This window comes from uncultured Microbacterium sp. (assembly GCF_947488465.1).
Taxonomy (GTDB): domain Bacteria; phylum Actinomycetota; class Actinomycetes; order Actinomycetales; family Microbacteriaceae; genus Microbacterium.
In genome coordinates, this window is the sequence record NZ_CANKZA010000003.1 from 231,473 (window position 1) to 248,970 (window position 17,498).

Below are 17,498 nucleotides of genomic sequence, written 5' to 3' on the forward strand. Positions count from 1 at the left end.
TGTGCGTGCGCAGTGACGCTCACACCGACCATCGTCGCATCGGTTCACGCCGACGCCCCGAAGCTGGAGCCAGCGCTGTTCAATCTAGCCGCGACTTTGATCGCACAGACTGCCGAAGACGGACCCGAGTTCCACGGACCGTCGATCAATGAGTTCTTCCCCGAGGCGGTCTTCACCTTCCCCGGCATCGTCCTCTTCGGTGAACCCCTTGTCATCAACCGGATCCACCTGATCCAGTTCATCGCGACCATCGCGATCGTCCTGATCTTCTGGCTCGGCACCCGCCGGATGCGTCTCATCCCCGGCCGCGGTCAGTCACTCGTCGAGATGGGCCTGGACTTCGTCCGCGTCAACATCGCCGAAGACCTGCTGGGCAAGAAGGACGGCCGCCGGTTCCTGCCGATCCTGACGACGATCTTCTTCATGATCCTGTTCATGAACATCACGGGAATCATCCCGTTCATGAACATCGCGGGCACGAGCATCATCGCGGTGCCGCTCCTGTTGGCCGTCGTCAGCTATGTCACCTTCATCTACGCCGGCATCAAGAAGAGCCCGAAGAACTTCTTCAAGAACTCGCTCTTCCCGTCCGGCGTTCCGTGGCCGATCTACATCATCGTCACGCCGATCGAGCTGATCTCGACCTTCGTCATCCGACCGGTGACCCTCACGCTCCGACTCCTCATGAACATGATGGTCGGTCACCTGCTGCTGGTGCTGTTCTTCGCCGCCACGCAGTTCTTCCTGCTCGACATGGGCGGGTGGTGGTCGGCACTGGCCGCGGGTTCGCTCGCGTTCGGATTCGTCTTCACCCTGTTCGAGATCCTGGTGGCTGTCCTCCAGGCGTATGTCTTCACCATCCTCACCGCGGTCTACATCCAGCTCGCGGTAGCAGAAGAGCACTGAGCGGGCGGGCGTTAGCCCACCCACCCAACCCCGAAAGGAAACACCCGTGGACGCAACTACGGTTCTCGCTGACATCACCGGCTCGATCGCGACGGTCGGCTACGGCCTCGCCGCCATCGGTCCCGCCATCGGTGTGGGCATCGTCGTCGGAAAGACGATCGAGGGCGTCGCCCGCCAGCCCGAGCTGGCCGGTCGCCTGCAGGTCCTGATGTGGATCGGTATCGCCTTCACCGAGGCGCTCGCCTTCATCGGTATCGCCACCGCCTTCATCTTCGGCTTCTGATCACGCCTACCAGTCTTAAGGAGACAGGATGCTGAATCTTGTCGCGTATGCGGCGGAGGAGGGAGCGGCACCCAACCCGCTCATCCCCGCGTGGTACGACATCATCTGGTCGGCCGTGTGCTTCGTCATCATCCTGTTCGTCTTCTGGAAGATCGCTCTTCCGAAGATGAAGGACATGCTCGACCAGCGCGCTGCCGCCATCGAGGGCAACATCGCCAAGGCCGACGAGGCCCAGCGCAAGGCCGAGGCGGCGCTCGTGGAGTACACCTCCCAGCTCGCCGAAGCGCGTAAGGAAGCGGGCGAAATCCGCGATGCCGCCCGCGAGGACGGCAAGAAGATCGTTGCCGAAGCCAAGGATGCCGCCTCCACCGAGGCATCGCGTCTGACGGCGGCCGCGCACACGCAGATCGAGGCTGAGCGTCAGTCCGCTCTCGTCTCGTTGCGCGGCGAGGTCGGCACGCTCGCGCTCGACCTGGCCGGCGGAGTCATCGGTGAGACCCTCTCCGACGACGCCAAGGCACAGGCGGTCGTCGACCGCTTCCTCGCTGAACTCGAAGCATCCGAGGCGGCGAAGTAATGGGCAGCGCGACCACTCAGGCACGGGCGGCCTCGGCCGCGGCGCTGGACGCCGCGACCGGAGTCGACCTCGACGTCGCACGCGAGCTGTTCGCGGCCGCGCGCGCCCTCGGGGACACCCCCCAGCTGAGCGGCGCGCTGGCTGCCGCGGCGGCTCCGGTCGCCGCGCGGCAGAAGGTCGTCGCCGACGTCTTCGGTGGCTCGGCGCCGGTCACGGTGACCCTGCTGAACGCGATCGCCGCTCAGCGCTGGTCGTCGTCGACCGATCTCGTCGAGGGTGTGGAAGAGCTCGCTGTGCGTGCCGCGTCGATCGCCGAACCGGCCACCGACATTGCGGGGGAGCTGTTCGAGGTCTCGCGCACGGTCGCCGCCAACCCGGAGCTCGAGCTCGCGCTCGGAAGCCGTCTCGGTGACCCGTCCGCGAAGAGCGCTCTCATCGAGACGCTGCTGGCGGGACGCGCCGGTGTGGCGACGGTGCTGATCGCTTCCTCGCTCGTGCGGCAGCCCCGCGATCGTCGAGTGCGTTCGCTGCTGACGTGGGCCAAGGAACTCGTCGCCGAGCAGCGCGGTCGGATCGTCGGCACCGTGTACTCGGCCGTGGCACTGAGCGACGCTCAGGTGGCGCGCCTCGGTGCGTCGCTCGGCCAGCGCTACGGCGGTCAGGTCGAACTCAACGTCGTCGTCGACCCCACGGTCGTCGGGGGACTGCGGGTAGAGATCGGCGACGACGTGATCGACGCCACCGTCTCCTCCCGCCTCAGCGACCTGCGCCAGCGGCTCGCGAGCTAAGAACTTCCCGCTCCACCGGGGCGGTCGCGGTGAGATTCCCTCTCATCGAAAGACATTGCAGAAGAAGGAACACCATGGCAGAACTGTCCATCAGCCCAGATGTCATCCGTGACGCGCTGAAAGACTTCGTCGCCGCATACGAGCCCACCGGGGCCGCAGCGACCGAGGTCGGCACCGTCGTGGATGCCGCGGACGGCATCGCCCACGTCGAGGGCCTCCCCGGCGTCATGGCGAACGAGCTCGTCCGATTCGACAACGGCGTGGAGGGTCTCGCGCTGAACCTCGACGAAGACGAGATCGGTGTCGTCGTGCTCGGCGAGTTCTCCGGCATCGTGGCGGGCCAGAAGGTCACCCGCACCGGTGAGGTTCTTTCGGTCGCCGTCGGTGATGGATACCTCGGCCGCGTCGTCGACCCGCTCGGCAACCCGATCGACGGTCTCGGCGAGATCGCCAACGAAGGCCGTCGCGCTCTCGAGCTCCAGGCGCCCGGCGTCATGAGCCGTAAGAGCGTGCACGAGCCGATGCAGACCGGCATCAAGGCCATCGACGCCATGATCCCCGTCGGCCGCGGACAGCGCCAGCTCATCATCGGCGACCGCCAGACGGGCAAGACGGCGATCGCGATCGACACGATCATCAACCAGCGGGCCAACTGGGAGTCCGGCGACGTCAACAAGCAGGTTCGCTGCATCTACGTCGCCATCGGTCAGAAGGGTTCCACGATCGCCTCCGTCAAGGGTGCGCTCGAGGATGCCGGTGCCATGGAGTACACGACGATCGTCGCTGCTCCCGCATCCGACCCCGCTGGCTTCAAGTACCTCGCTCCCTACACCGGCTCGGCCATCGGCCAGCACTGGATGTACGGCGGCAAGCACGTCCTGATCATCTTCGATGACCTGTCGAAGCAGGCTGAGGCCTACCGTGCGGTGTCGCTGCTCCTGCGTCGCCCGCCGGGCCGCGAAGCGTACCCGGGTGACGTCTTCTACCTGCACTCGCGTCTGCTCGAGCGTTGCGCCAAGCTCTCCGACGAGCTGGGCGCGGGCTCGATGACGGGTCTGCCGATCATCGAGACGAAGGCCAACGATGTCTCGGCCTACATTCCGACCAACGTGATCTCGATCACCGACGGCCAGATCTTCCTGCAGTCCGACCTCTTCAACGCCAACCAGCGTCCCGCGGTCGACGTGGGTATCTCGGTGTCGCGTGTCGGTGGTGATGCTCAGGTCAAGTCGATCAAGAAGGTCTCCGGAACCCTGAAGCTGGAGTTGGCCCAGTACCGCTCGCTGGAGGCGTTCGCGATGTTCGCCTCTGACCTCGACGCGGCTTCGCGCCGTCAGCTCGAGCGTGGTGCGCGTCTGACCGAGTTGCTCAAGCAGCCCCAGTACGACCCGTACCCGGTCGAAGAGCAGGTCGTGTCGATCTGGGCCGGTACCAACGGCAAGCTCGACACGATCGCGGTGGAGGATGTCCTCCGCTTCGAGCGTGACCTCTTGGACTACCTGAAGCGCAACACGTCGATCCTCGACACTCTGCGTGAGACCAACGTTCTCGACGACGACACTCTCGCCGAGCTGGAGAAGCGCACGGACGAGTTCGTCCTGGAGTTCCAGGGCGGCAAGGGACAGGCGATCAACGCGCCGGGTCACGAGGAGATCGCCGCGGCACACGCGGAAGACGTGAACCAGGAGAAGATCGTCAAGGGTCGCCGCGGCTGACGCCGGGGTTCTTCAGCCATGGGCGCACAACTCCGGGTCTACAAGCAGAAGATCGCTTCTGCTCAGACGACCAAGAAGATCACGAAGGCGATGGAACTCATCGCGGCTTCGCGTATCCAGAAGGCGATGACGCGCGTGCGCGCATCCTCGCCGTTCGCGCGGGCTGTGACGCGTGCTGTTTCGGCCGTCGCCACCCACTCCAACATCCAGCATCCGCTCACCACCGAGCGCGCCGTGATCAAGCGTTCGGCCGTCGTGATCTTCGCGTCGGACCGGGGCCTCGCCGGTGCCTTCAACTCGCAGATCCTCCGCGAGGGTCTGCAGTTGGGTGAACTCCTGCGCAGCGAGGGCCGCGAGCCGGTCTACTTCCTCGTCGGGCGTCGTGCCGTCGGCTACTTCCAGTTCCGGCAGATGCCGTGGGCCGGCGAGTGGAGCGGTGACACCGACACCCCGCACTTCAACACCGCGGAACAGATCGCTGGCGCCCTCTTGGACGCCTACGACCGCGGCGGCGACGAAGAGGGCGGCGTGGACGAGATCCACCTCGTGTTCAACCGCTTCGTCAGCATGATGACGCAGGAGCCCGAGACTGTCCGGCTCCTGCCGCTCGAGGTCGTCGAGGCCGATGAGGTTGCTGCCGAGCAGGCGGCGCCGCAGCAGGTCTACCCGCTGTACGAGTTCGAGCCGAGCCCTGAGGTCGTCCTCGACGCGCTCCTGCCGGTGTACGTGCAGAGTCGGGTGTTCAACGCACTCCTGCAGTCTTCCGCTGCCAAGCACGCCGCGACGCAGAAGGCCATGAAGTCGGCCAGCGACAACGCGGACAACCTCATCACCGATTACACGCGTCTGCGCAACAACGCGCGCCAGGCGGAGATCACTCAGCAGATCGCAGAGATCGTCGGCGGCGCCGACGCTCTGTCGAGCAGCAAGTAATACCCAACCGAAAGAGACAACAATGACCACCACCGCCGAAGCCCCGACCACGGTCGTCGGCCGGGTCGCGCGCGTCACCGGGCCTGTCGTCGACATCGAGTTCCCGCACGACTCGATTCCCGACATCTACAACGCGCTGAAGACCACGATCACGATCGGCAGCGATTCCACCGAGATCACGCTCGAGGTCGCTCAGCACCTCGGCGACGACCTCGTGCGCGCCATCTCCCTCAAGCCCACCGACGGCATGGTCCGCGGCCAGGAGGTGCGCGACACGGGCGGCCCGATCACGGTGCCCGTCGGTGACGTCACCAAGGGCCGGGTGTTCAATGTCACCGGTGACATCCTCAACCTGGAGCCGGGCGAGCAGGTGGAGATCACCGAGCGCTGGGGCATCCACCGTCAGGCGCCGAACTTCGACCAGCTCGAGTCGAAGACCGAGATGTTCGAAACGGGCATCAAGTCCATCGACCTCCTCACCCCGTACGTCCAGGGTGGAAAGATCGGCCTGTTCGGTGGTGCCGGTGTCGGCAAGACCGTGCTGATCCAGGAGATGATCCAGCGTGTCGCGCAGGATCACGGTGGTGTGTCGGTGTTCGCCGGTGTCGGTGAGCGTACCCGTGAGGGCAACGACCTGATCGCCGAGATGGAAGAGGCGGGCGTCTTCGACAAGACCGCCCTCGTCTTCGGCCAGATGGATGAGCCGCCGGGAACGCGTCTGCGCGTGGCCCTGTCGGCCCTGACGATGGCGGAGTACTTCCGCGATGTGCAGAAGCAGGACGTGCTGCTCTTCGTCGACAACATCTTCCGCTTCACGCAGGCCGGATCCGAGGTCTCGACCCTTCTGGGCCGCATGCCCTCCGCGGTCGGTTACCAGCCGAACTTGGCCGACGAGATGGGTGTGCTCCAGGAGCGCATCACGTCGACGCGTGGACACTCGATCACGTCGCTCCAGGCCATTTACGTCCCCGCCGACGACTACACCGACCCGGCCCCGGCGACGACCTTCGCGCACCTCGACGCGACGACCGAGCTGAGCCGTGAGATCGCGTCGAAGGGTCTGTACCCCGCGATCGACCCGCTCACCTCGACGAGCCGTATCCTCGACCCGCGCTACATCGGCGACGACCACTACCGGGTCGCCACCGCGGTGAAGCAGATCCTCCAGAAGAACAAGGAACTGCAGGAGATCATCGCGATCCTCGGTGTCGACGAGCTCTCCGAAGAGGACAAGATCGTCGTGTCGCGTGCGCGCCGCATCCAGCAGTTCCTCTCGCAGAACACCTACATGGCCAAGAAGTTCACCGGCGTCGAGGGCTCCACAGTCCCGATCAAGGAGACCATCGAGTCGTTCGACGCGATCGTCAAGGGTGACTTCGACCACGTCGCCGAGCAGGCATTCTTCAACGTCGGTGGCATCGCCGACGTCGAAGAGAAGTGGGCGAAGATCCAGAAGGAGAACGGCTGACATGCGTGCACTGAGCGAGCGGGGAGAGTCGAAGTGGCGCTGACCGTCACCCTCGTCTCCGCCGAGGAGCAGGTCTGGCACGGCGAGGCGAGCCTCGTCGTCGCCAAGACCGTCGAGGGCGAAATTGGCTTCATGTCCGGCCACGAGCCCGTATTGGCGATCCTCGCCGAAGGTCAGGTGCGCATCACCCAGGCCGATGGCACGAAGGTCGTCGCGACGGCTGAGGACGGTTTCCTCTCCATGGAAGCCGACCAGCTGACGATCGTCGCCGGTCACGCCTCGCTCGCGTCCTGAGTAGACACCACCGCAGAGAGACCACCCCCGCGCACGCCGCCACTGCACAGTGGCACGTGGGGCGGGGGTGGTTTCTCGCTGTTTCCGGGAGAAGTACCATGCTCGTCCTGCTGCCCCCGAGCGAGACCAAGCGTGAGGGCGGCGAGGGCCCCGCGATCGATCTCGACGCGCTCGCGCTGTCCGTGCTCACGCCTCAGCGCTCGGTAGTCATCGATGCGCTCGTCGCGCTCAGCGCGGATCCCGTTGCGGCGGCGCGGGTACTGAAGCTCTCCGCACGCCAGCGGGGAGACATCGCGCACAACGCGGTGCTGCGGAGCGCCGCCACGATGCCGGCGGTCGATCGCTACACCGGTGTGCTCTACGACGCGATGGATGCCGCTGTGCTTCCCGCCGCGGCCCGCCGGTGGCTCGGCGCCCACACGATGATCCACTCCGCCCCGTTCGGCCCGGTGGGGGCTCTTGACGGCATCCCCTCCTACCGCCTCGCTGCGGGGGCGTCTCTCCCCGGCATCGCGCCGCTCCGGCGCGTGTGGGCGGATGTGGTGAGCTCGGCGTTGGAGGGTGCGGCCCCGTCCTTCGTCCTTGATATGCGTTCAGAGGCATACGTTGCTCTCGGACCGGTGCCAGCCGGCATCCCATCGGCGTATGTGCGCGTCGTGACCGAAGCTGAGGGCTCGGCTGTGCGGGCACTCAACCACTTCAACAAGCATGCCAAGGGAGCGTTCGTGCGCACCCTGGCGGAGGGACGCCCCGCCGCCCAGACGCCCGCCGGACTGTGTCGCTGGGCGCAGACGCGCGGGTGGATGCTGCGACCCGGCCGACCCGGCGAGCTCGAGCTCGTCGTCTGAGCTCAGACGCGCTTCGTGTGCGCGGCGGTCCGCTCGGTGTTCTCGGCGATCGCGACCAGGGCGACCCCCGCTTCGATCACGAAGCGCACGACGACGATCGCGAGGAACGCGAGCACCGGAACGACGATCAGGGTCGAGATGATGAGAGCGATGCCCCCGCCGGGGTTCCACCACAGGGCATTGATGCCCGAGACGATGCCCCCGACGAAAGCCGAGACGAAGCCGATCCCGATCGCGACGAGTCCGACGAGGTAGAACACGCTGGCGAGCCGCCGCGTGATGAAGTGGGTGAAGCTGACATCGAACAGTGCCGAGAGGAACCCGCGGCCGATCGTGTCGATCTCCCCGCCCAGGGGCCGCACTCCGGTGTCGTCCACTCCGGCCACTCCGGGCGCGGGTGCGGCTGCGGCCTCGGCGGCAGGCTGGTGGGGCAGCGGGGGAGGCGTGGAGTCGCTCATGGCGGGTCCTTTCGATGGATGCTGTGGCCAGGCTAGCGAGCCGTGGCGCTCACCCGCATCCGACGCGGCCGAAACGTGGCATCACGGCGACACGCGCGCTCACTACGATGTGACTCAGCACGGCCATCGGGGCGGTGCACATCAGGCGACGCAGATCGCCGCGAGAGGACAGTGACCATGGGCGACACCACAGGCTCGGCGGCTGCCGCCGCCGCACTCCTGATTTTCGGGTTCTTCCTCTTCGTCGTGGCGATCGCTGCCTACGTGATCGGCTCCTTCTTCCTGATGAAGGTCTTCGAGAAGGCTGGAGTGGAGGGGAAGTGGCGGGCCTGGGTGCCGGTCTACAACGTCATGATCTTCGCCAAGCTCGGCGATGTGAGCCCGTGGGTGATGCTGATCGCCGTCGGTGCCGCGGCGGTGCTGAACCAGGTTCCGGTTCTGGGTCCGCTGCTCGGTCTCTTGCCGCTGGCGGTGAGCGCCCTGGCCGCGTGGCGCGTGGGGCTGAAGCTTCAGAAGGAAACCCCGTGGGTGGTCCTGTACATCTTCCTCGCCCTGGTCTGGTTGGGTATCAACGCCTTCGACCGTTCCCGCTGGAATCCTGTCGTTGGTCCGGCGCCCTGGGCAGGTAACGCGTTCCTTGCCGACGCAACGGTCTGGGCGGGCGTTCCTGTCCAGCCGCAGCCGGCTGCCGGGTCAGCGCCCGCACCGGGCTTCGCGCCGCCGGCCGGGTACACTCCTGCCGCGCCTTCAACGGGGTACGCGCCGCCTGCGCCGCCGACGGGGTACGCACCGCCTGCCGCGCCGCCCGCGGCGAGCCCGCCCGCTCCGCCCGCCGGTGATGTGCCGCCCGCTCCGCCCGCCGGTGATGTGCCGCCCGCTCCGCCCGCTCCCGCCGGTGACCAGAACGACTGATCAGGCGAGCACGGGTGCCGGATCGTTGCGGGCGGCAACGGCGGGCGGGGGCGGGGCGTCCACTAGAGTGTGACCGTGCCCGAATCCGCCACTGTCTCGCGTAGCGTCCCCCTTGCGGACGGTGAGCTGTCGCTCGAGTGGTCGCAGATCACACACCGCGGTCGCCGGCGCGAGATCAACCAGGACGCGGTCCTGACCCACTTCCCGCTGTTCGTCGTCGCCGACGGGATGGGCGGACACATCGGTGGCGAGATCGCCAGTGCCAGTGCCGTCGATCGGTTGCGCGCGGTCGCCGAGAAGGGCGACGTCTCACCGAAGACCATCGAAAAGGCACTGGCCCGCGCCGTGGCCGATATCGCCACGCACCCCGAGACGACGGATGAAGGGACCGGCACGACGGTCACCGGCGTCTACCTCGACACCACGACCCCCGAACCGACCTGGGTCACTCTGAACATCGGCGACTCGCGCGTCTATCTCTTCCGCGACGGTGGACTCGCTCAGGTGACGACGGATCACTCCGTCGTGCAGGAGCTGATGGCGGCCGGTCGCCTCACGCCGGAAGAAGCCGAGAACCACCCGTACGGCAACGTCATCACTCGAGCCGTCGGCCCGAGCGACGGAGTCGCCCCCGACTACATCCGACTCGACGTCCTGGACGGTGACCGGTTCGTCGTGTGCAGCGACGGTCTGACGAAGGAACTCACCGACTACGGCATCCTGCACTTCCTGCTGCAGCACGCCGACCCGACCGATGCCGCCGACGCCATGCTGGAAGCGGCGCTGGAGAACGGCGGCCGCGACAACGTCACGATCGTCGTCCTGAACGTGCGGCGCACCGTCTCCTCCCCAAACGAGATCTGACGCGCCTCCTCCACCGATCGAGGATCGGCAGTCCCAGGGACAACGTCGGCGCGATTGACTGCCTCCGTGCGCTCAGACATCGATCTCGACACCGACGGCCCGCTGCGACTTCCGGATGCCCCCGGGGAGAGTCCGCGACCGCCCCTTCCGCTCCTGTCCGCCGTCGTGCCCGTGATCGGCGCTGTGGTGCTGTGGCTGCTCACCGGCTCGATCTACGCATTGTGGTTCGCGGCCCTCGGGCCGTTGCTGGCGATCGCGGCTCTCGGCGATGCCCTGCGCGGCCGGCGCAAGACTCGGCGGACCGCGCGCCGCGATGCGGAGCGACTGATGGATGCGGTGTCCGCCGCCGTCGACGAGCGTCACCGTGAGGAGCGCGACGCACGGTGGGCGCGGCATCCGGACGTCGCGGGGTACGCGGCTCGTCCCGCGGAGATCTGGCGCCCGGTACCGGGACGGGCGGAGGTCATGGTGGTCGGTCGCGGCCAGGGCGCGAGCGATCTGCGCCTCGAGGGGACGCCGCACAGCGACCGGGAGCGTGCCCTCCGGCAGGCGGCCCGCACGCTCACCGCAGCCCCCGTCGTCCTTCCGGTGACGGCGGGTATCGCCGTGACGGGACCACCGATCCTGGCCGCGGCCGTGGTTCGTGCGCTCGCGGTACAGATCTGCCTCGCGCAGGCGCCGGGCGACGTTCGGGTCGCCGGCTCCGGACTCCCGGACGGGCTTCCGCACGCCGAGGCCACGCACGGTGCGCTCGTCTACATCGGCGACGGCGGACGCGCGCTGCCGGCGGGTGTGGACATTCCCGTGATCCGTCTCGACCCGGGAGTGCCGCCGCCCCCACGGTGCGCGGCCGTGCTGACGGTGCTCGCGCCGCGAAGCGCCCGGCTCGATCACGCGGGGAGGTCGCAGAGCGTCGAGGTGGAGGCGCTCTCGAGGGATCAGGCCGCGCGGATGGTGGCGGACCTCGCCGATCGCGCTCAACGCTCGCTCGGGCACCGAGCCGACGCGGCGACGGCGCTCGCCGAGGTGTTCCGCGTCGTCGCGGAGGAGAGCGGTCGTCTCTCGGCGCCGATCGGGGTTGCCGCAGGGGAGCCCGTCGTGATCGACCTCGTCGAGGACGGTCCGCACGCCGTCGTGATCGGCGTGACGGGCTCAGGAAAGAGCGAGCTACTCACCACGTGGGTCGCGGGGCTGTGCCGAGGGCGATCTGCGCAGGAGGTGAGCGTCCTGCTCGTGGATTTCAAGGGTGGGCGCACGTTCGACGCGCTCGTGGGGCTGCCGCATGTGACGGGTGTGCTGACCGACTTGGACGACGCACAGGCCCTGCGTGCGATCGACAGTCTGCACGCCGAGATCCGCCACAGGGAGCGGACGCTGGCCGAGCACGGCGCGCGCGATGTGGCGGCGGTACCCGGAGTGCTGCCGCGTCTCGTGATCGTCGTCGACGAATACGCTGCTTTGGTCGCGGCCCATCCCCGCTTGCACGATCTGTTCGGCGACATCGCCGCGCGCGGGCGAGCGCTCGGCATGCACCTGATCCTCGCCTCGCAGCGTGCGGCCGGATCGTTCCGTGACGCCGTGCTCGCCAATGCGCCGCTGCGCATCGCGATGCGGGTGACGGATGCCGCGGACTCACGTGCGGTGCTCGGGACCGATGACGCGGCGCACCTATCCGGACTGCCGCACGCCCGTGGCCTGGCGCTCGTGCGACGCGCCGCCGACCTCGCACCGCTCACGGTCCGCGTGGCGCTCTGTGCGCCGGAGACGATCGCCGGTCTGATCGCGGCCTCCGCGCCGCAGCGTGCCCGCGCGCCGTGGCTCCCCGCGCTCCCGGGGCGCGTGCCGCTGGCAGAGGTTCGCCGGAACGGCGAGATCATTCTCGGCCGGGCAGACGACCCCGCCGCACAGCGGCAGCCGCTCTTGCGTCTCGGTACCGAGGGCGCTGGATTCACCGTCGTCGGGAGCGCCGGATCGGGCAAGACCACTCTCCTGCGTGCGGTCGCCGCTCAGGCGGGCTCGGTGGTGTGGGTGTCGGCGGACCTTGAACACGCCTGGGATGCGCTCGCCGGCATCGACGTTGTCGAGCGTGGTGCGACGGTGATCGTCGACGACGCCGATGTCGTCGCGGGGCGCCTCGGGATCGACTACGCGGCGCCATGGCTCGGGATGCTCGAGCGCGCCGCCCGCGAGGCCCGCGGACGCGGCATCCGGCTGGTGGTCTCGACGGCGCGATTGAGCGGCGCCGTGGCCCGCGTGGCGGATCTCCTTCCCCAGCGCGCGCTGCTGAGGCTCCCCTCGCGGGCCGACCACGTCGCGGCGGGAGGCGACGCGGGGGACTTCCTGATGGATCTGCCACCCGGACGCGGCTGGTGGGCGCGCAGACTCGTGCAGTTCGTCGATGTTCCGGCCGCTCCGTTCACGGTCCCGTCGGTGCCGGCGTGGATCCCGGGGCCGCGCTCCCTGGGGATGATCGCCCCGGCGGGGCCGCGCCTGCGCGAATTTCTCGCGTCGTGCGCGAGCGCCGGCATCCCTACCCGCCCCGTCGATGAGCCCGGAGCGACGCCCCGTCCGGGGGTGCTGCTGTGGGGCAGTCCCGAGGCCTGGCTCGGACGGTGGGCGGTGCTCGCGGCATGCCGCGCCGAGGGTGAACTGATCGTCGACGCCGCGTGCGCCGCCGAGTACCGCACGCTCACGGGACGACGCGATCTCCCACCCTTCGCGGCCCCGGGCGCATACCGGGCCTGGCGCCTTCTCCCGGAGGGCCCGGTTTCTCGCGTGCGCCTTCTCTGACTCTCTCTACCCCCAAAGAGTGGGCGCACATGGATGCTTTCCCCTCCGGAAGGGGCAACAAGCGCCCACTATTCCGCGCGCGTGGCTGCCAGGGGCGAGGCGGCTCAGGCCAGGATCTCTGCCAGGGGCGCGCCCTCGAGGCCGTGCGCCGCAGCGACGCCCGGGTTCACGACCCGGCCACCAGCGACGTTGAGCCCGGCGGCCAGGGCCGCATCGGCGGCGAGCGCCGGACGCCAGCCGCTGCCCGCGAGGCGGCGGATGTAGGGGAGTGTCGCGTTCGTCAGCGCCGAGGTGGAGGTGTTCGGTACGGCTCCGGGCATGTTCGCTACGCAGTAGAACACGCTCCCGTGCACCGGGAAAGTCGGCTCGGCGTGCGTCGTCGGACGCGTATCGGCGAAGCATCCGCCCTGGTCGACGGCGATGTCCACGAGGACCGAGCCCGGCCGCATCTGCGCGACCATGTCGTTCGTGACGAGCTTCGGGGCCTTCGCGCCCGGGATGAGCACCGAGCCGATCACCAGGTCACTGCCAACGACCGCGCGGTCGAGGTCCAGAGGGTTCGATGCGGCTGTCTTCACCCGCCCCTGGAAGTGATCATCGAGGAAGCGCAACCGCTGGATGTTGGTGTCGAAAATCGTGACATCCGCGCCGAGGCCCGCCGCGATCAGAGCTGCGTTGGCGCCGGCGACGCCGCCGCCGATCACGGTGACGGCGGCCGGTCGGGTGCCCGGGACACCCGACATGAGAAGTCCGAGGCCGCCGGCCGAGCGCAGGAGGGTCGCCGCACCGACGGTCGGCGCGAGGCGGCCGGCGACCTCGCTCATCGGGGCGAGCAACGGCAGGCCGCCACCGGGAAGTTCGACGGTCTCGTACGCGATCGCGGTGATCCCGGAGGCGACGAGGCGATCGGTCAACGGACGATCCGCCGCCAAATGCAGGTAGGTGAAGAGCACCAGGTCGTCGCGGAAATACTCGTACTCGCTCTCGATCGGCTCCTTGACCTTGAGGAGCAGTTCGGCGCGTGCCCACACCTCGGCGGGGTCGTCGATGAGGATGGCGCCGGCGTCCGCATACTCGGCATCCGTCATCGACGAGCCTGCACCCGCGCCGCTCTGGACACTGACCTCATGGCCGGCCGTGATGAGATCGTGCACGCCCGCGGGGGTCAATGCGACCCGGTACTCGCTGTTCTTGATCTCGGTGGGAACACAGATGCGCATGGCTACCCTTTCTGCGCCCCTGCCTCCTTCTGTGAGGGCGAGGCGGCTACACCGTCGGCCGGATGGACCCGACGACCTGCCCGCCGCCCAAGACGGTCAGCGGAAGCTCTGCCATGGTGGTGGCGACCTCGGCGGCCGGCACGGCGCCGACCCGTGCGAGGAGCGCGAGGGCGATCGCCGCCTTCGCCCGGTCACCGCCGTCGAGGACCTTGAGGGCCACGGTCGTGCCGTTCGGTGCGACCACGACCTGCACGCCTTCGGCGCCCCCCTTGGCGAATACGCCGAGCCGCTCGATCATGACGGTGTCCTGCCCACCGGGCCCGTCGATCGCCCAGGGGCTGTCGCGGACGGCGCGCACGAGGGTGCCGGCCGTGCGGTGGAGAGCGAACGGCGAACGCTCCGATGACGTGCCGATGCGATGGATCGCGCGTCCGAGTGCCGACAGGCTCATCGCGTGCACCGGAGCGCCGCACCCGTCGATCGCCGTGGTGGTGATCCGCGAACCGGTGAGGCGCTCGATCACGTCGCGGATGTGGAGCTGCAGCGGATGCGCGGGATCGAGGTACGTCGCGGTGTCCCACCCGTTGACGACACACGTCAAGAGCATCGCGGCATGCTTTCCCGAGCAGTTCATGCGGATGCGGGAGGGCTGGCCGAGCTCGCGCACGAGTTCGTCGCGCGTCGCGCGGTGGGTGGGCCACGCCGGAGGGCACTGGAGATCATCCTCGCCGAGGCCTCCGGTCGCAAGGATGCTGCGGACGACGTCCACGTGCCGGTCGGTTCCCGAGTGGCTTGCGGTCGACAGGGCGAGGCGTTCGTCGTCGAGGCCCGCTCCCGCGGAGGCGCACGCCAGCGCCTGCAGCGGCTTGAGGCTCGAGCGGGGCAACACCGGAGTCTCGACGTCGCCGAGTGTAAGGACGGGCACACCGTCCGGGCCGAAGACGATTGCGGCGCCCGCGTGGCGCGATTCGACGAAGCCGTTGCGTTCGACCACGGCAAGCTCCACCGACGACGCCACACTCACGGTTCCGCTTACGACTGCCACCGCGCCAGCCTACCGCCCGGCTTCGGCCCGGCCGAAGAGAGACGGTGCGCGGCGTGGCAGACTGGCCGCATGATCGGGCAGCACAGCTATCGCCTCCGCAGCCGCTGGGACGGCAACCGCGGCACAGGGACGAGCGGATATCGGGACTACGATCGCTCGGTGACTGTCGAGATCGAAGGAAAGACCCCCCTCGCCGCGTCGGCCGATCGGCCGTTTCGGGGCGATGCCGCCAAGTGGAATCCCGAGGACCTACTCCTGGCGGCCCTCAGCGAGTGCCATCTGCTGTCTTATCTCTATGCCTGTGTGCAGGCCGGCGTCGTCGTCGTGTCCTACGAGGATGCCGCGACCGGAACCATGGTCGAAGACGGGCGAGGTGGGGGCGCGTTCACCGATGTGCTGTTGCAGCCCACGGTCGTGGTGGCCGAGGTATCCATGATCGACGCGGCGCACGCGGCGCACGCACAGGCGCACGCGCAGTGCTTCATCGCCAACAGTGTGAACTTCCCCGTGCGGCACGAGGCGACCATCACCGCCGCTCGTGCGGAAGCACCTGCTTGAGTCGCTCGACCGGAGTGGCTGCGGGGGCCTCGTTGTACGCGCCCGCGAGCTCTTGCCCCGAGAGGGCGTGGATCGCCGACATGATCTCGTCGGTGGCCATCCGCCGCGCGCGCCCGGACGTCGCCGGCCCGTGTCCGGAGAGATCGATGGGCTCGCCGTAGCGCACCGTGACGCGGGGGGACATCCGGGGCCACTTCGCCCCGACGGGCATCGCCTCGTTCGTCCCGACGAGGCCCACCGGCACGACCTGCGCGCCCGTTTCCAGGGCGAGGAAGGCGACCCCGGTGCGTCCCTTGTAGAGGCGCCCGTCGAGCGACCGCGTGCCTTCGGGGTACAGGGCGATCGCACGTCCCGACGAGAGGATGCGGCGCTGCTGGTCGAGGGCTTCGAGCGCTGCCTGACCTGCACCGCGCTCGACGGGCGTCGCCCCGATCGCGGTGAAGAAATTGCGGCTGAACCATCCGGACAGGCCGGATCCTTCGAAGTACGACGACTTCGCCAAGAAGTACACCGGACGGGGCGCGAACGCGGGGATGAGGAAGGAATCGATGAACGACAGATGATTGCTCGCGAGGATCACCGGTCCCGTACGAGGGACGTTGCGCCGACCCTCGATGTGGGGGCGGTAGATGAGACGGGCCAGCGGGGCGAGGAGCCAACGGATGACGTAGTAGGTCGCTCCGACACCGGACACGCGCTCGGGAGCGGGCGCGGCCTCGTCGGGCGGAGTCTCCTGCGCTTCGGTCACCACAAGAGGCTACTCCCGATTCATGCCGCCGCCGGCATGACGGCCTCACAGCCCGGACAGAAGAAACTGAGAGAGGATGAGTGAGCACCCCCGTTACTCCACCCGAGAGGTTTCTCGTGCGTCTGCGCCCGTTCGCCGCCCTGTCCGTCGCCGCTGTCGCGGTCGTCCTGCTCGCCGGTTGCGCCGGAGACGGGGGAGACTCGGCCTCGCCGAGTGCCTCCGGAGGCGTCACCGGTGATCTGTGTGCTGCAGCGGCACCGAGCGGCGACATCTCCGATGCGATCTCTGCCTCCGGTGAGGTCGGGTCGGTCCCGACGCTGGAGTTCGCGAAGCCGATCGACATCGACGGTCTGACGATTCAGCGCACGGTCATGGTCGAAGGTGACGGCGAGCCGCTCGCGGCGGGGAACTTCGTGGACTACGCCGCGACGATCGTGGATGGGGCGACCGGCGAGGTGCTGTCGGAAAGTGGCTACACGGCGGGCGAAGTGCTTCCGGAGCAGATCTCGCCGGAAAGCGGCGGGCAGATCTTCGGATGCGCGACGGTGGGCTCTCGCTTGGCGCTCGCCGCCGCCACCTCGGACGAGGCGAACCCGTCGCTCGTCTACATCATCGACATCCTCGGCGTCACACCCACGACTGCCTGGGGCACCGAGCAGGAGCCTGTTGCGGGCTTGCCGACCGTCACTCTCGACGAGTCGGGCGCGCCGACGATCACCATCCCCGACGCTGATCCACTCGCCGAGACGACCGTGGTGGCGCTGAAGACGGGTGACGGGGCCACCGTCGAACCGGGTGACCAGGTCTTGCTGCAGTACCGCGGTGTGCGGTGGTCCAACGGCGAAGAATTCGACTCGACGTGGTCCAAGGGCGGCGTGCCGATCCCGCTCGCGACGACCGGTGTCGTCTCCGGCTTCCGCCAGGCGCTGGAGGGCCAGACCGTGGGGTCGCAAGTGCTCGTCAGCATGACACCGGCCGACGGCTACGGAGACGGCGAGATCAACACCACGGATCTGAAGGGCGACACCCTCGTTTTCGTGATCGACATCCTGGGTACGGCGACACCCGCTGCTGCCACCGCTCCGTAAGAG

At 68.4% G+C, this 17,498-nt stretch carries 18 protein-coding genes; 14 read left to right on the top strand and 4 right to left on the bottom strand.

Going from position 1 to position 17,498, the window contains the following annotated elements; genetic code table 11:
- Positions 1 to 96: 96 nt before the first annotated feature.
- The 9 genes from atpB (at position 97) to yaaA (ending at position 7,812) form a co-directional block, all read left to right on the top strand.
- Entirely contained in the window at positions 97 to 906 is an 810-nt protein-coding gene (gene atpB / locus Q0653_RS08840; protein WP_366521976.1) for a F0F1 ATP synthase subunit A, read from the top strand.
- Positions 907 to 952: 46 nt separating this feature from the next.
- Positions 953 to 1,189, top strand: a complete 237-nt coding sequence (atpE, locus tag Q0653_RS08845; protein WP_067226465.1) for an ATP synthase F0 subunit C — start codon at positions 953 to 955, stop codon at positions 1,187 to 1,189.
- A 28-nt stretch (positions 1,190 to 1,217) separates the two neighbouring features.
- Entirely contained in the window at positions 1,218 to 1,766 is a 549-nt protein-coding gene (locus Q0653_RS08850) for a F0F1 ATP synthase subunit B (RefSeq protein WP_298743510.1), read from the top strand.
- Positions 1,766 to 2,554, top strand: a complete 789-nt coding sequence (locus Q0653_RS08855) for a F0F1 ATP synthase subunit delta (protein WP_298944291.1) — start codon at positions 1,766 to 1,768, stop codon at positions 2,552 to 2,554. The genes Q0653_RS08850 and Q0653_RS08855 overlap by 1 nt, the downstream gene beginning before the upstream one ends.
- A 74-nt stretch (positions 2,555 to 2,628) precedes the next feature.
- Positions 2,629 to 4,269 carry a F0F1 ATP synthase subunit alpha gene (atpA, locus tag Q0653_RS08860; protein ID WP_298743515.1) on the top strand — a complete coding sequence of 547 codons (1,641 nt, stop codon included), beginning with the start codon at positions 2,629 to 2,631 and terminating at the stop codon, positions 4,267 to 4,269.
- Between the two features lie 18 nt (positions 4,270 to 4,287).
- A complete protein-coding gene (locus tag Q0653_RS08865; RefSeq protein WP_298944294.1) occupies positions 4,288 to 5,202 on the top strand; it encodes a F0F1 ATP synthase subunit gamma in 915 nt (304 codons plus the stop codon).
- A gap of 22 nt (positions 5,203 to 5,224) precedes the next feature.
- Entirely contained in the window at positions 5,225 to 6,670 is a 1,446-nt protein-coding gene (gene atpD / locus Q0653_RS08870; RefSeq protein ID WP_298743518.1) for a F0F1 ATP synthase subunit beta, read from the top strand.
- A gap of 33 nt (positions 6,671 to 6,703) precedes the next feature.
- On the top strand, positions 6,704 to 6,964 hold the full coding sequence (locus Q0653_RS08875) for a F0F1 ATP synthase subunit epsilon (RefSeq protein ID WP_298743520.1): 261 nt from the start codon (positions 6,704 to 6,706) through the stop codon (positions 6,962 to 6,964).
- Between the two features lie 98 nt (positions 6,965 to 7,062).
- Positions 7,063 to 7,812 (top strand): peroxide stress protein YaaA, encoded by a 750-nt coding sequence (gene yaaA, locus Q0653_RS08880; RefSeq protein WP_298944296.1) that lies wholly within the window; start codon positions 7,063 to 7,065, stop codon positions 7,810 to 7,812.
- Between the two features lie 2 nt (positions 7,813 to 7,814).
- Here yaaA and Q0653_RS08885 read toward each other — a convergent pair whose 3' ends face one another.
- Positions 7,815 to 8,270 (bottom strand): DUF4282 domain-containing protein, encoded by a 456-nt coding sequence (locus Q0653_RS08885; RefSeq protein ID WP_298743524.1) that lies wholly within the window; start codon positions 8,268 to 8,270, stop codon positions 7,815 to 7,817.
- A gap of 177 nt (positions 8,271 to 8,447) precedes the next feature.
- Between Q0653_RS08885 and Q0653_RS08890 the strand changes: the two genes are divergently transcribed.
- The 3 genes from Q0653_RS08890 to Q0653_RS08900 all read left to right on the top strand — a co-directional run bounded on the left by Q0653_RS08890 (position 8,448) and on the right by Q0653_RS08900 (position 12,836).
- On the top strand, positions 8,448 to 9,182 hold the full coding sequence (locus tag Q0653_RS08890) for a large exoprotein (protein WP_298944299.1): 735 nt from the start codon (positions 8,448 to 8,450) through the stop codon (positions 9,180 to 9,182).
- A 75-nt stretch (positions 9,183 to 9,257) separates the two neighbouring features.
- Entirely contained in the window at positions 9,258 to 10,046 is a 789-nt protein-coding gene (locus tag Q0653_RS08895) for a protein phosphatase 2C domain-containing protein (RefSeq protein ID WP_298743528.1), read from the top strand.
- Positions 10,047 to 10,112: 66 nt separating this feature from the next.
- Positions 10,113 to 12,836, top strand: coding sequence for an FtsK/SpoIIIE domain-containing protein (locus Q0653_RS08900; RefSeq protein ID WP_298944301.1), 2,724 nt, complete (start codon positions 10,113 to 10,115; stop codon positions 12,834 to 12,836).
- A gap of 104 nt (positions 12,837 to 12,940) precedes the next feature.
- On the opposite strand, the gene ald is transcribed toward Q0653_RS08900, so the two are convergent.
- Both ald and Q0653_RS08910 read right to left on the bottom strand, forming a co-directional pair.
- Positions 12,941 to 14,056 (bottom strand): alanine dehydrogenase, encoded by a 1,116-nt coding sequence (ald, locus tag Q0653_RS08905; RefSeq protein ID WP_298743532.1) that lies wholly within the window; start codon positions 14,054 to 14,056, stop codon positions 12,941 to 12,943.
- A 46-nt stretch (positions 14,057 to 14,102) separates the two neighbouring features.
- On the bottom strand, positions 14,103 to 15,101 hold the full coding sequence (locus Q0653_RS08910; RefSeq protein ID WP_298944303.1) for an asparaginase: 999 nt from the start codon (positions 15,099 to 15,101) through the stop codon (positions 14,103 to 14,105).
- A 69-nt stretch (positions 15,102 to 15,170) separates the two neighbouring features.
- Between Q0653_RS08910 and Q0653_RS08915 the strand changes: the two genes are divergently transcribed.
- The gene (locus Q0653_RS08915; protein WP_298743536.1) at positions 15,171 to 15,659 is read left to right on the top strand and encodes an OsmC family protein; all 489 of its coding nucleotides are present in this window, start codon (positions 15,171 to 15,173) and stop codon (positions 15,657 to 15,659) included.
- On the opposite strand, the gene Q0653_RS08920 is transcribed toward Q0653_RS08915, so the two are convergent.
- A complete protein-coding gene (locus Q0653_RS08920) occupies positions 15,628 to 16,407 on the bottom strand; it encodes a lysophospholipid acyltransferase family protein (protein WP_298944306.1) in 780 nt (259 codons plus the stop codon). The two genes, Q0653_RS08915 and Q0653_RS08920, sit on opposite strands and share 32 nt — an antisense overlap.
- Positions 16,408 to 16,487: 80 nt before the next feature.
- Here Q0653_RS08920 and Q0653_RS08925 point away from each other — a divergent pair, with 80 nt between their 5' ends.
- A complete protein-coding gene (locus Q0653_RS08925; protein WP_298944308.1) occupies positions 16,488 to 17,495 on the top strand; it encodes an FKBP-type peptidyl-prolyl cis-trans isomerase in 1,008 nt (335 codons plus the stop codon).
- The last annotated feature ends 3 nt before the right edge of the window (positions 17,496 to 17,498 follow it).